Here is a 12545-nt window from a genome sequence, read left to right on the forward strand (position 1 = left end):
ATTTATCACGTTTGCTGAGTCTTGATAAATTCATTCGCTCTATTTATCACGTTTGGCGAGTCTTGATAAATTCAACCGCTCTATTTATCACGTTTGGTGAGTCTTGATAAATTCAACCGCTCTATTTATCACGTTTGGTGAGTCTTGATAAATTCAACCGCTCTATTTATCACGTTTGCCGAGTCTTGATAAATTCAACCGCTCTATTTATCACGTTTGGTGAGTCTTGATAAATTGAACCACTCTATTTATCACGTTTGGTGAGTCTTGATAAATTGAACCACTCTATTTATCACGTTTGATGAGTCTTGATAAATTCGACTGCTCTATTTATCACGTTTGCCGAGTCTTGATAAATTGAATAGCCAATCATTGCAAGACTCAGCAAACGTGCAATCATCACCTTCAAAATTTAATATTCCGCTCTAATTCACGCCCTCTAACGATAGCATTAAAAAAATACATAAAAAAAATACCGACAAAGTCTATAACTTTGTCGGCACGCTAATATTTTAGTCGTTACGATTTAAATCTTGAATCATGCGCTCGATTTTATTCCCATAATCGATTGAAGCATCATATTCAAAATGTAATTCTGGTAAGATACGTAATTTCATTCTATTTCCAAGCTCAGATCTAATAAATCCTTTTGCTTTTTCAAGTCCTTTGAATGTATCTTCTTTTTCATTATCTGTACCTAATACTGTTAAATAAACAGTAGCATGTGATAAATCACCCGGTAGTTCAACATCTGTAATTGTTAAAAATCCAACTCTAGGATCTTTAAGTTTATTATTTATAATATCCATGAGTTCTTTTTTCATTTGTTCACCAACACGTTCTGAACGAATACTCATTGCTTTCACCTCTTTAACATTAAATTCTCTATTTTTACATTATTAAATTATACCACAAGCATACGTGGTTAAAAAGCAATCATTTCTACTACTTGCATATACGATGAATCGTTTGATACATAATATGTTTCGCTTCATTTGCTTCTGGTATTGGATATAGTGGAAAATTATGATTTTGATTCATAAATTCATGATATTCTACTTTAGAATTCAATTGTTGTAATTTATCTTTGAAACTACGAATGTCTGGTAATAAAATCTCTCTCGTTCCTACAAATATCGTCATAGGTGGCATGCCTTCTAAATTACCATTGATTGGTGATAATAAATAATGGTCTTTTGATGTATGACCACACCATAAATCTCCAGCGAATTTCAATCCTTCAACCGTTAACAATGGATCATTTTGTTGTAATGATGCATCAATTGATTCATTCTCCATAGTCATTTCAATCCATGGTGAAATTAAAAAAGCGTGAAGCGGTTGTTTAATATTTTGTTTATTAATCAGTTGAATCAACCCTGCACTTAATCCTCCACCGGCTGAATCACCTATCATGATGACATCATCGTATTGTTCAATCATATATTTATATACATCAATCAAACTCTCATAAGCACTTACAAATATGTCATTTGGCGCTTTTGGATAAATAGGCATTTCTACATTCACATTAAGCTCATGAGCAATATCATCTACAAATCGATGGTGAAATAAATTAGGTTGGTGTATATAAGCAGCACCATGAATGTACAAAATACCGATTCGACTATTTTCTAAGCCTTGATATTTAAAGACTTGCGTATGACCAATATGAAATTCTTGAACATTTGATTTTGCCCTAAATCCCGTAGGCAATTGATATTCCTCGGCATTAACTTCAAATAACTGATTAACAAAATCACATTTAGAATCGTAATCCTCATAATTTACTTCGTTATTTTGAGCTGATACCAACCATTCTGCAACTTGACTCTTCACACTCCTTTTCGAAGCACGTTTCAAAATAATCCTTCCCATTGCCAATGTTCCACTTACAGCTGCTAAACCCTTAATCCATGTTTTCATACTTATCTACTCCATCTATATTGATAGTTATTATATTCCCATTTCTTAACAATTGTATTCATAAAAAACCATTCATTTGTGTTTAAAATAAAATATCAATAATATTCTTCAATATGATTATCGCCACTACAATAATAATTAAACTAGAAACTTTATTTAAATATACGATCCATTTTCCAGTTCGATCCACTGTCCCTATCAATTTACCAAGAAAAGCTAATAAAATAAACCATAACCAAGATACTGAAATTGTAGATAACGCAAAAATCCACTTCTCAGTCCCTTGATATAACGCTGCACTTGTACCAATTACACCAATCGTATCCATTATCGCGTGCGGATTTAACAGCGATACCGACAATGCGAATCCGATTTGCTTTTTAGCAGATAGAGGACTTTGGTATTCCAAATGTTTAGGTTTCTCATTCCAAAGCGTAATAGCCATATAAACTAAGAAACCAAAACCTAATACATAAACAATCAATTGTAATACAGGTAAAGAAAGCAAAATCAAAGAAACACCTAAAATAGCAAGAACAATTAAAACAGTATCACAAAGTCCAGCAGTAATAATAACAGGTATCGTCTTCCTCAAATCCTTATGATTTGCCCCTTGATTAAAAATAAATACATTTTGAGCACCTAAAGGTAAAATCAAACCCAATGCCAAAAGAAACCCATGTATAAAAGCCGTCATAAAAATCCTCCTTAAAATATCAATCAATGATAAATAATTTATCATTACAAATGCAGATGTCACTTACCATCACACGTTAAGTGATATACATTAACACAGATTTCACTTTTTAAAAATTTAAGCTATGATTAATTTATCAAGTATTTCTACAAGACTTGAAGAGAATATTGTGCGTATTCTCGCCTCAACAATAAAAGTGCTTATCTTCCAAAATGAGAAGTATACCTCCAGCTAAGGTATACTTCTCATTTAATATTTTATACTTGCTCAAAAACGAGTTGCACAACACCTGATTGATACGTTCTTGTATATGCGTGCTTTAATTCTTGTCTTTGTGCTATATCTATGAATAATGGTTTTCCTTTTCCTAATATGACAGGATGTATAGATAATCTAAATTCATCAACTAACCCATAATTGATAAATGCTGTAATAAGACTTGACCCACCATATAGCCAAATATCTTTGCCTGGTTGGTTTTTGATGTGTTTCACTTGTTCGATTAAATTTTCATTTATCACGTGTAAGTTTTTACCTTCAAATTTAAATTGCTTTGAAAATACATATTTCTCTTTTGTATTTATTTTATCCCATATTTGTTTTTCTTCTTCTGAATCTTCATTACTTGGCTCATACTCTCCCCAAGCTTCATAACTTTTTCTTCCATAGAAAATAGTATCTATTTGGTTTAGAAAATCATCAAAATTCATTTCTTCATCCATGATACACCAGTCAATTTCACCATTTTCTCCTTCTATCAATCCATCAAGTGTTACTGCGAGGTCTAAGATTATTTTTCTACTTTGTTCTGATTGTTCCATTTTAACATCCTCTTTTCTATTATTGTTCTAGACTTAAGAGTGACTGTTTCATTTCTAATCCGCCTCTATAACCTCTTAATTGTCCATCTTTACCTATCACTCTGTGGCAAGGTACAACGATTGTTAATGGATTCTTACCTATTGCTGAGGCTACTGCTCTGACTGCTTTAGGATTGTTGATTCGTTCTGCTATATCACTATACGTCGTTGTTTCTCCATAAGGAATAGTTTGCAATGCTTCCCATACTTGTTGGTTGAATGCAGTCGCATCAATATCTAGTTTTAAATCGAAAGTATATCTTTCTCCATTAAAATATTCTTGTAGTTGATCTGTATATGGTTTCATTTTTTCTGTATTCGTTTGAATTTCTATTTCAGAAAAAAATGCATGTATTTCATTCTGTTGATCATAGGAACCTACAAATAACAACCCTTGTTCACTCGCATAAACATCAATGACATGATTATTATATGAAACAGTATCATGGTATATCGTTTTCATAGTTTCACTTCCTTTATTTTGAAGTGTAAAGCAATTCACTTCTGAACTCAATCATTTGTCTTTCTTATCTAATATTCAAATATGTAGAAAAACTATATAGACTTAAACCTATATAGATGTTACTCTATTTAAAGTCTAGGAGGTATTTTCATGTCTTATAAAGAACTATCATCAATACTAAAAGTTTTATCAGATCCAAGCAGATTAGAAATTCTAGATTTACTATCTTGTGGTGAATTATGCGCTTGTGACTTATTGGAACATTTTCAATTCTCGCAACCAACGCTAAGTCATCATATGAAGTCATTAGTAGATAGCAAACTCGTTTATACACGTAAAAACGGTAATAAACACATGTATCAACTTAATCACTCTACTTTAGAAGATATTAATCAAAACTTAAACATCATTAACGCATCTAATCAGCGCTGTGTATGTAATACTATGAAATCAGGTGAGTGTTAATGACAATATTAGCAATAGTGATTTTTCTTTTAACTTTAATATTTGTGATATGGCAACCAAAAGGTTTAGATATTGGAATTACAGCTTTAATTGGTGCTATCGTCGCTATCATTACTGGTGTTGTTAATTTTTCTGACGTATTAGAAGTAACAGGTATTGTTTGGAATGCTACCTTAACATTTGTAGCCGTTATTCTGATTTCATTGATACTAGATGAAATTGGATTTTTCGAATGGTCTGCGATACATATGGTTAGAGCTTCAAATGGTAACGGCTTAAAAATGTTTGTTTTTATCATGTTATTAGGGGCAATTGTAGCAGCATTTTTTGCAAATGATGGTGCAGCTTTAATCTTAACGCCCATTGTATTAGCGATGGTAAGAAATCTCGGATTTAATAAAAAAGTGATTTTCCCCTTTATTATTGCGAGTGGTTTTATAGCTGATACAACATCGTTACCCTTTATTGTCAGTAATTTAGTTAATATTGTTTCGGCAGATTACTTTAATATTGGATTTATTGAGTATTTTAGTCGAATGATTATTCCTAACATATTCTCTCTATTTGCTAGTATTCTAGTTTTATGGCTATATTTTAGACAATCTATACCTAAAACATTCAATACAGAAAATCTTTCAACTCCTAAAGATGCAATTAAAGATCCAAAATTATTTAAGATTTCATGGATTGTATTAGTAATACTACTCGTGGGTTATCTTGTTAGTGAGTTTATTCAAATTCCTGTATCAATCATTGCCGGTATCATTGCTTTTATATTTGTACTATTTGCTCGTAAATCTAAAGCAGTTCATACAAAGCAAGTGATTAAAGGCGCACCATGGAATATCGTTCTATTTTCTATCGGTATGTACTTAGTTGTATTTGGTTTAAAAAACGTAGGTATCACAACGATTTTAGCTGATGTAATATCCAATATTTCAAGTCATGGATTATTCAGCAGTGTTATGGGTATGGGTTTTATATCAGCCTTTTTATCATCAATTATGAATAACATGCCTACTGTCTTAATAGACGCTATTGCTATCGGACAATCAAATGTAACTGGAACTATTAAAGATGGTATGGTTTATGCGAATGTCATAGGTTCTGACTTAGGACCTAAAATTACGCCAATAGGTTCTTTAGCGACATTATTATGGCTACATGTATTAACACAAAAAGGTATAAGGATTCCTTGGGGAACATACTTTAAAACTGGTATCATTATTACAATTCCAGTACTATTTATAACCCTATTAGGTTTATATCTTACTCTAATTATATTTTAAGAAATGAGGTTTTAATCGTGGAAAAGAAAACGATTTATTTTATATGTACTGGAAACTCTTGTCGTAGCCAAATGGCTGAGGGCTGGGGTAAAAAAATATTAGGTAAAGAGTGGGATGTCTATTCTGCTGGTATTGAAACACATGGTGTTAACCCTAAAGCAGTAGAAGCTATGAAAGAAGTGGATATTGATATATCAAATCATACATCAGACTTGATTGATAGTGACATCTTAAACCAATCAGATTTGGTCGTAACATTATGTAGTGATGCAGACAAAAATTGTCCTATTTTACCACCGAACGTAAAAAAAGAGCATTGGGGTTTTGATGATCCAGCCTCATTGTAAAATAACTTTTATCTATCTAAATGTCTGTATAACGTAGCTCGACTTATATTCGTTTTTTCTTTAATTTCATCTAACGTATATTTTTTACTCATATACATCTCTATCGCATTTCTTAAATTTGCATCATCACGCTTAGGTCTACCAAGACTTTTCCCTTCTCTAGTATAATTTTCTAATCCCATACGTGTTCTAAATTTCACAATATCGCTTTGGAAATCAGTAATATTATGCAATATTTGTATAAAGCTCTCATTAACACCTGTAATAATATTTTTGTTTAAATTAATTACATATAGTGAGACTTCCTTGTTTGAAAGCGTATCTAATATCTCCGTTAAATGTTTTGTAGAATCCGCAATGATACATAAATCTGTAACATACAAAATATCATTAGAAGTTAATTTATCATTAACCAAACCTTCTAGCTTTGTCCTCTTTTTATTATTAGCATGTGTTTCTTCAATAATATTATTTGTATAAGTTTCTATTTTCTTTAATTGTTCGTTCAAGCTATCATGAATTGTAACAGGTCTTATATAACCATATTTCATTGTAAAACACCACCTTATATGATTAAAGTATAACATATAGTTTCATTAAGGGGTATATATATGAAACTTTTGTGTTATACTTTGTTTTATAAATAAAATGAAGGAGATGAAATAATGGTTAAGAAATTAAAATCTGAATGGCTTAACCAGCCTGGTAAAAATATACTTGCAGGTATTGTGGTAGCTTTAGCTTTAATCCCAGAGGCTATTGCATTTTCAATTATTGCTGGCGTTGACCCTATGGTGGGACTATATGCAGCATTTATTATTGCCACTGTGACAGCGATTGTTGGTGGTAGACCTGCAATGATATCTGGTGCAGCGGGGGCTGTAGCCCTTTTGGTCACACCTTTAGTAAAGGAACATGGTGTTGAATACCTTTTTGCAGCGACCATTTTAATGGGATTCATTCAATTAATATTAGGACTACTTAAAGTAGGTCATTTAATGAAATATATACCAAGATCTGTCATGATCGGTTTTGTTAATGCATTAGCTATTATGATTTTTATGTCTCAAATTGAGCATATTTTCGGTATATCTATTTCCACTTATATATACGTTATTATAACTCTACTTATTGTATATATTATTCCTAGATTTTTTAAGGCTATTCCAGCACCATTAATAGCGATAGTAGCTTTGACAGCTTTTTATTTGTATACGGGCTCTAATGTAAAAACTGTCGGAGATTTAGGTAGCATCAAACAAACTTTACCTCACTTCTTATTCCCTAACGTTCCATATAATTTAGAAACACTTCAAATTATTTTCCCATATTCTTTATCAATGGCAATTGTAGGTTTAGTAGAAAGTCTTCTCACAGCTAAAATAGTAGATGATGCAACAGATACTTATAGTAGTAAAAACAAAGAATCCCGCGGACAAGGTATTGCAAATGTAATTACAGGTTTCTTTGGTGGTATGGGCGGCTGTGCTATGATTGGACAATCTGTTATCAATGTGAAATCAGGAGCAAATAGCAGATTATCAACATTTACAGCAGGTGTTGTACTTATGTTTATGATTATTGTACTTGGTGGCATCGTTATTCAAATACCAATGCCAATTCTTGCAGGAATTATGGTAATGGTTTCTATTGGAACTGTCGACTGGAATTCTTTTAAATATATTAAAAAAGCACCCAAAACAGATGCGTTTGTGATGATTTTAACAGTATTTATAGTTTTAATGACACACAATTTAGCTATTGGTGTAATTGTGGGAGTTATCTTCAGTGCCCTTTTCTTTGTAACTAAAATTTCTAATGTGGAAGTGATTCATAAAGATTTAGGTGAAACAAAGCTTTTCTCTTTTAGAGGACAGATATTCTTTGTATCCATTAACTCTATGATGAATCAAATGAACCTTAATATTGAAAATAGCATCATCGAGTTAAATTTTGATCAGGCTCACTTATGGGATGATTCCGCTGTAGATGCCATAGATACAATCACAAGAAAATTTGAAGAGAAAAATAACATTGTATATGTAAAAAAATTAAACAAATATAGTCGAAAAATCGTTTCTGAATTAGGCCAATTAAACGATAAACATTTGATTTAAAGTAGACATTATCTTCTATTCCATAAATGCAAATTGAAAAATCATTACAAAAAAAACAAGGCTGGGACATAAATTCTAACTCAAAATAAATAACATCTCATTTTACTGATTTATTCAGCATAAAATGAGATGTTATTATGTATAATCTACGATTTTGTTCGTGCATGCTTGCCTAGGGTATGGTTCGAGCCTGTAGTCTCTCACTCATACTATTCCCTCAGGCGTCAGCATGTTACAAAATCGTTACAAATTTCCAATTTTTATACAAAAAATAAAGCACTCTCGTATAATTTAATTAATCACAACAAAAACCAAATTAACGAGGTGCCTTATGTATAAAAATTATAACATTTCCCAAATAACTCTTCCACTTAATATTGAAGTATTGATTCCAGAAAATGATATTGCTCATTCTGTAAATCAATAGGAGTTGCCTTAATGGCAACAAATATAAGAAAAATGGTAGCTCTAAGAGCTACAAAAGAGAAAGAAAATAAGAAAAACAGTAGAAATTCAGTTTTACACATGAATTTCTACTGTTTTTTAGTTTTCTAGAACATATTTGTCCCAGCCTCTTTGCATGACAAGCTATTTGTTCTGCTTGTTTACATACTATTTTCTTTCGATTTCAACCATTTTGAAAGCTTCAAAGATGTCGCCTTCTTTAATATCGTTGAATTTCTCAATTGTGATACCACATTCGTATCCTGCTGCTACTTCTTTAGCATCGTCTTTGAAACGTTTTAATGTATCTAATTCACCTTCAAAGATAACAATACCATCACGAATAATACGGACGCTTGAATCTCTTGTGATTTTACCGTCAGTAACATAACTACCAGCGATTGTACCAACTTTAGATACTTTAAATGTTTGACGTACTTCAGCTTGACCAAGTACTTTCTCTTCAAATTCAGGATCTAATAATCCTTTCATTGCAGATTCAATTTCCTCAATCACTTTATATATAATTCTGTGTAAACGCATATCAACATTTTCTTCTTCTGCTGCACGTTTCGCTCCTGCATCTGGTCTAACATTGAAACCAATGATAATACCATTTGAAGCAGCTGCAAGCGTTACGTCAGATGCATTAATTGCACCTACTGCAGTATGAATAATGCGAACATTAACACCTTCAACATCTATTTTCATTAATGATGCTGCTAATGCTTCAACTGAACCTTGAACATCACCTTTAATAATAATATTTAAGTCTTTCATTTCACCTTGTTTCATTTGTTCGAACAAGTTGTCTAAAGAAACACTCTTACTATCTTGACGTTGTTTTAAGATATTTTCTTGTTGACGTTTTTCACCGATTTGGCGTGCTTGTTTTTCATTCTTGAATACAACGAAACGATCTCCTGCTTGAGGAACATCATGTAAACCAGTGATTTCGACTGGAGTAGATGGTCCTGCTACTTTGATACGTTTACCTAAATCACTTACCATCGCACGAACACGACCATAAGTATTACCAACTACTAATGAATCTCCAACTTCTAAAGTACCATTTTGTACTAATAATGAAGCGGCTGGTCCACGTGATTTATCTAATTCAGCTTCAATCACTGTACCTACAGCAGCACGATTTGGATTAGCTTTTAATTCTTCAACTTCAGATACAAGACCAATCATCTCTAATAAATCATCGATGCCGTCGCCTTGGATTGCTGAAAGTTGTACGAATATTGTATCGCCACCCCAATCTTCAGGATAAAGACCATATTCACCTAATTCTTGCATTACTCTATCAGGGTTCGCTGTTGGTTTATCAACTTTGTTTACTGCAACAATAATAGGTACTTCTGCTGCTTTAGCATGGTTGATTGCTTCAATTGTTTGAGGCATAACACCATCATCTGCTGCAACAACAAGAATTGTAATATCCGTAACTTGTGCACCACGTGCTCTCATTGTTGTAAAAGCAGCATGTCCTGGTGTATCAAGGAACGTGATTTTTTTGTTATTATTTTCGATTTGGTATGCACCAATATGTTGAGTGATACCACCAGCTTCTCCAGCTGTAACACGAGTGTTACGGATAGAGTCTAATAATGTTGTTTTACCATGGTCAACGTGTCCCATGATTGTAACAACTGCTGGTCTTTCAATTAAACTAGCATCATTTTCATCTTCAACTTCGAAATAAGTTTCTAAGTCAGTCGCATCAACATGCACTTCTAACTCAGCTTCAATATCATAATCAGAACAGATTAATTCTACCGTTTCTGTATCTAATGCTTGATTGATATTTGCAACAACACCAAGTAAGAATAATTTTTTAATAATTTCAGAAGCGTCTTTATTAATTTTTTCAGCTAGTTCGCCAACTGTAATACCTTCTTCATAAGTAATTAAAGATGGTGTTTCTTTAACTTCTTCTTTAGGCTTTTGTTGTTGCTGCTGATTATTGTTTTGCTTTTTATTATTTTGTTTTTTATTGTTATTCTTCTTTTGATTGTTTTGGTTATTGTTTGGTTTATTACCGTGAGTATTCGTTTGTTCCTTCTTGGCAGGTGCTGATTTTTTAAATGCTTTATCTAAAATTTTAATGTCATTCTCCTCTAGTGCTTGCATGTGATTCGATACTTCTATGTTGTTCTTTTTCAATTCATCGATAATATCTTTACTCTTTATATTGATTTCTTTTGCATACTCATATATTCTTTTTTTACTCATATACTCACTCCTCATGAAAATCATGAATCATTGTTTTTAGTTTTTTACTAAATCCAATGTCAGTTATGCCCAACACCACTCTGCTTTCTTTTCCAATTGCGTAGCCTAATTCAAAGCGTGTTGCAAAAGTTAAAAGTGTTACATGATAAGTTGCACATTTATTTTTTATTGTTTTTGTAACATTTGCTGCAGCATCTTCTGATAGTATGACAAGTTTCACGTTGCCTCTTCTCATTTCACTTATAACAATTTCTTCACCTGTTTTAATCTTTCTAGCTCTTGTTGCTAGACCGAGCAGGTTTAAAATTTTATCTTTCTTATCTATATTCATTTAGGTATACGCTCACGATATATTAATCGAATAATTTCTTTATACACTGGCTCTAACGTTTCTTGATCACTACCAAAATAACGCTCTAATTTACCTTGTTGTTGTGCAGTTTCAACAACAGCTAAATCTTTAGATACATATGTACCTCGTCCAGGAGCTTTACCTGTTGCATCAGCTTGAATTTCGCCTTCTTTATTTTTCACGACGCGAATCATATCATTTTTTGGTTTCATTTCATTTGAAAGTATACACTTACGCATTGGTATCTTTTTCTTCTTCATGATACAAGCACCTCACTTATGATTCTTCAGTTGAAATGATGCCAGCAGCTCTTGCGTCAGTTTCAGATTTAATATCAATCTTCCAACCTGTTAATTTTGCAGCTAGTCGTGCGTTTTGACCACGTTTACCAATTGCTAATGATAATTGATAGTCTGGAACAACAACTGTAGTAGATTGATTATCTTCGTCAACAATAACTTCAACAACTTGAGATGGACTTAAAGCATTTCTTACGAATACTTTAGGATCTTCATCCCATTCAACGATGTCGATTTTTTCGCCGCCTAATTCATTAACTACCGCTTCAACACGTACGCCTTTAGAACCTACACAAGCACCTACAGCATCGATATCTCCATTTTCTGAAGTAACACTTATTTTTGAACGATCGCCCGCTTCACGTGCAACCGATTTAACAATAACTGTACCGTCATAAATTTCAGGTACTTCTTGCTCAAACAAACGTTTTAATAATCCAGGGTGTGTACGTGACACGAAAATTTGTGGCCCTTTAGTCGTTTGTTCTACTTTATTAACGTATACTTTAATACGTTCATTTGGTAGGTATTGTTCATTCGGACTTCTTTCAGCTTCAGAAAGCACTGCTTCTGTACGGCCTAAATTCACGTAAACATAGCGATGGTCAACACGGTCAATCACACCTGTTACGATATCGTCTTCTTTATCAATAAACTCATCATAAAGAATGCCTCTTTCAGCATCTCTTAAACGTTGCATAACTGCTTGTTTAGCTGCTTGAGCACCAACACGACCGAAATCTTTAGGTGTAACGTCTTCTTCAAAGACATCACCAATTTCATAAGCTGGATTTGTAACAAGTGCAGTATCTAATGCGACTTGATCTCTATAATCTTCAACATCTTCAACTACATCTTTTCTAGAGATAACTCTATACGTACCTTCATCTAAATTCAATTCTATACGTACATTTTTAGCACTATCATAATTTTTCTTATAAGCAGTGATTAATGCAGCTTCAATGGCATCAATTAAAACCTCACGTGGTATTCTTTTTTCCTTTTCAAGGTATTCAATTGCTAGTAATAGTTCATTACCTTTCAC

13 protein-coding genes and 1 pseudogene are annotated in these 12545 nt (G+C 32.6%); 4 read left to right on the top strand and 10 right to left on the bottom strand.

Annotated features, from left to right (window positions below; all coding sequences use genetic code 11):
- Positions 1-512: 512 nt before the first annotated feature.
- The 5 genes from rbfA to P3U32_RS07780 form a co-directional block, all read right to left on the bottom strand.
- The gene (gene rbfA, locus P3U32_RS07760) at positions 513-857 is read right to left on the bottom strand and encodes a 30S ribosome-binding factor RbfA (protein ID WP_323702547.1); all 345 of its coding nucleotides are present in this window, start codon (positions 855-857) and stop codon (positions 513-515) included.
- Between the two features lie 88 nt (positions 858-945).
- The gene (locus P3U32_RS07765) at positions 946-1926 is read right to left on the bottom strand and encodes an alpha/beta hydrolase fold domain-containing protein (RefSeq protein WP_323702548.1); all 981 of its coding nucleotides are present in this window, start codon (positions 1924-1926) and stop codon (positions 946-948) included.
- 82 nt (positions 1927-2008) lie between these two features.
- Positions 2009-2623 carry a LysE/ArgO family amino acid transporter gene (locus tag P3U32_RS07770; protein WP_323702549.1) on the bottom strand — a complete coding sequence of 205 codons (615 nt, stop codon included), beginning with the start codon at positions 2621-2623 and terminating at the stop codon, positions 2009-2011.
- Positions 2624-2880: 257 nt separating this feature from the next.
- A complete protein-coding gene (locus P3U32_RS07775; protein WP_323702550.1) occupies positions 2881-3444 on the bottom strand; it encodes a dihydrofolate reductase family protein in 564 nt (187 codons plus the stop codon).
- 19 nt (positions 3445-3463) lie between these two features.
- Entirely contained in the window at positions 3464-3946 is a 483-nt protein-coding gene (locus tag P3U32_RS07780; protein WP_323702551.1) for a methylated-DNA--[protein]-cysteine S-methyltransferase, read from the bottom strand.
- A 150-nt stretch (positions 3947-4096) separates the two neighbouring features.
- On the opposite strand from P3U32_RS07780, the gene P3U32_RS07785 reads away from it, so the two are divergent.
- The 3 genes and pseudogenes from P3U32_RS07785 to arsC all read left to right on the top strand — a co-directional run.
- Positions 4097-4411 (top strand): ArsR/SmtB family transcription factor, encoded by a 315-nt coding sequence (locus P3U32_RS07785; RefSeq protein ID WP_323702552.1) that lies wholly within the window; start codon positions 4097-4099, stop codon positions 4409-4411.
- Positions 4411-5700 (top strand): arsenite efflux transporter membrane subunit ArsB, encoded by a 1290-nt coding sequence (arsB, locus tag P3U32_RS07790; RefSeq protein ID WP_323702553.1) that lies wholly within the window; start codon positions 4411-4413, stop codon positions 5698-5700. Before P3U32_RS07785 ends, arsB begins: the two co-directional genes overlap by 1 nt.
- Before the next feature lie 17 nt (positions 5701-5717).
- A pseudogene (gene arsC, locus P3U32_RS07795) lies at positions 5718-6038 on the top strand (arsenate reductase (thioredoxin)); the annotation flags it as partial.
- 17 nt (positions 6039-6055) lie between these two features.
- Here the strand turns inward: arsC and P3U32_RS07800 are convergent.
- A complete protein-coding gene (locus P3U32_RS07800) occupies positions 6056-6598 on the bottom strand; it encodes a recombinase family protein (RefSeq protein ID WP_323702554.1) in 543 nt (180 codons plus the stop codon).
- A 114-nt stretch (positions 6599-6712) separates the two neighbouring features.
- On the opposite strand from P3U32_RS07800, the gene P3U32_RS07805 reads away from it, so the two are divergent.
- Positions 6713-8164, top strand: a complete 1452-nt coding sequence (locus P3U32_RS07805; protein WP_323702556.1) for a SulP family inorganic anion transporter — start codon at positions 6713-6715, stop codon at positions 8162-8164.
- 612 nt (positions 8165-8776) lie between these two features.
- Here the strand turns inward: P3U32_RS07805 and infB are convergent.
- From infB to nusA, 4 genes are read right to left on the bottom strand one after another with little or no spacing between them, the layout of a single operon-like run.
- The gene (gene infB / locus P3U32_RS07810) at positions 8777-10849 is read right to left on the bottom strand and encodes a translation initiation factor IF-2 (RefSeq protein ID WP_323702557.1); all 2073 of its coding nucleotides are present in this window, start codon (positions 10847-10849) and stop codon (positions 8777-8779) included.
- Between the two features lie 4 nt (positions 10850-10853).
- Positions 10854-11180, bottom strand: a complete 327-nt coding sequence (locus P3U32_RS07815) for a ribosomal L7Ae/L30e/S12e/Gadd45 family protein (protein WP_323702558.1) — start codon at positions 11178-11180, stop codon at positions 10854-10856.
- Positions 11177-11461 carry an RNase P modulator RnpM gene (rnpM, locus tag P3U32_RS07820; protein WP_323702559.1) on the bottom strand — a complete coding sequence of 95 codons (285 nt, stop codon included), beginning with the start codon at positions 11459-11461 and terminating at the stop codon, positions 11177-11179. Before rnpM ends, P3U32_RS07815 begins: the two co-directional genes overlap by 4 nt.
- A 16-nt stretch (positions 11462-11477) precedes the next feature.
- Positions 11478-12545, bottom strand: coding sequence for a transcription termination factor NusA (nusA, locus tag P3U32_RS07825; protein WP_416361222.1), 1068 nt, complete (start codon positions 12543-12545; stop codon positions 11478-11480).

This window comes from Mammaliicoccus sp. Dog046, from assembly GCF_034039665.1.
Lineage (GTDB): Bacteria > Bacillota > Bacilli > Staphylococcales > Staphylococcaceae > Mammaliicoccus.

Bases quoted from the DNA above. Each gene is read 5' to 3' on its own strand.
- rbfA (WP_323702547.1), bottom strand. From the start codon at position 857: ATGAGTATTCGTTCAGAACGTGTTGGTGAACAAATGAAAAAAGAACTC.
- P3U32_RS07765 (WP_323702548.1), bottom strand. From the start codon at position 1,926: ATGAAAACATGGATTAAGGGTTTAGCAGCTGTAAGTGGAACATTGGCA.
- P3U32_RS07770 (WP_323702549.1), bottom strand. From the start codon at position 2,623: ATGACGGCTTTTATACATGGGTTTCTTTTGGCATTGGGTTTGATTTTA.
- P3U32_RS07775 (WP_323702550.1), bottom strand. From the start codon at position 3,444: ATGGAACAATCAGAACAAAGTAGAAAAATAATCTTAGACCTCGCAGTA.
- P3U32_RS07780 (WP_323702551.1), bottom strand. From the start codon at position 3,946: ATGAAAACGATATACCATGATACTGTTTCATATAATAATCATGTCATT.
- P3U32_RS07785 (WP_323702552.1), top strand. From the start codon at position 4,097: ATGTCTTATAAAGAACTATCATCAATACTAAAAGTTTTATCAGATCCA.
- arsB (WP_323702553.1), top strand. From the start codon at position 4,411: ATGACAATATTAGCAATAGTGATTTTTCTTTTAACTTTAATATTTGTG.
- P3U32_RS07800 (WP_323702554.1), bottom strand. From the start codon at position 6,598: ATGAAATATGGTTATATAAGACCTGTTACAATTCATGATAGCTTGAAC.
- P3U32_RS07805 (WP_323702556.1), top strand. From the start codon at position 6,713: ATGGTTAAGAAATTAAAATCTGAATGGCTTAACCAGCCTGGTAAAAAT.
- infB (WP_323702557.1), bottom strand. From the start codon at position 10,849: ATGAGTAAAAAAAGAATATATGAGTATGCAAAAGAAATCAATATAAAG.
- P3U32_RS07815 (WP_323702558.1), bottom strand. From the start codon at position 11,180: ATGAATATAGATAAGAAAGATAAAATTTTAAACCTGCTCGGTCTAGCA.
- rnpM (WP_323702559.1), bottom strand. From the start codon at position 11,461: ATGAAGAAGAAAAAGATACCAATGCGTAAGTGTATACTTTCAAATGAA.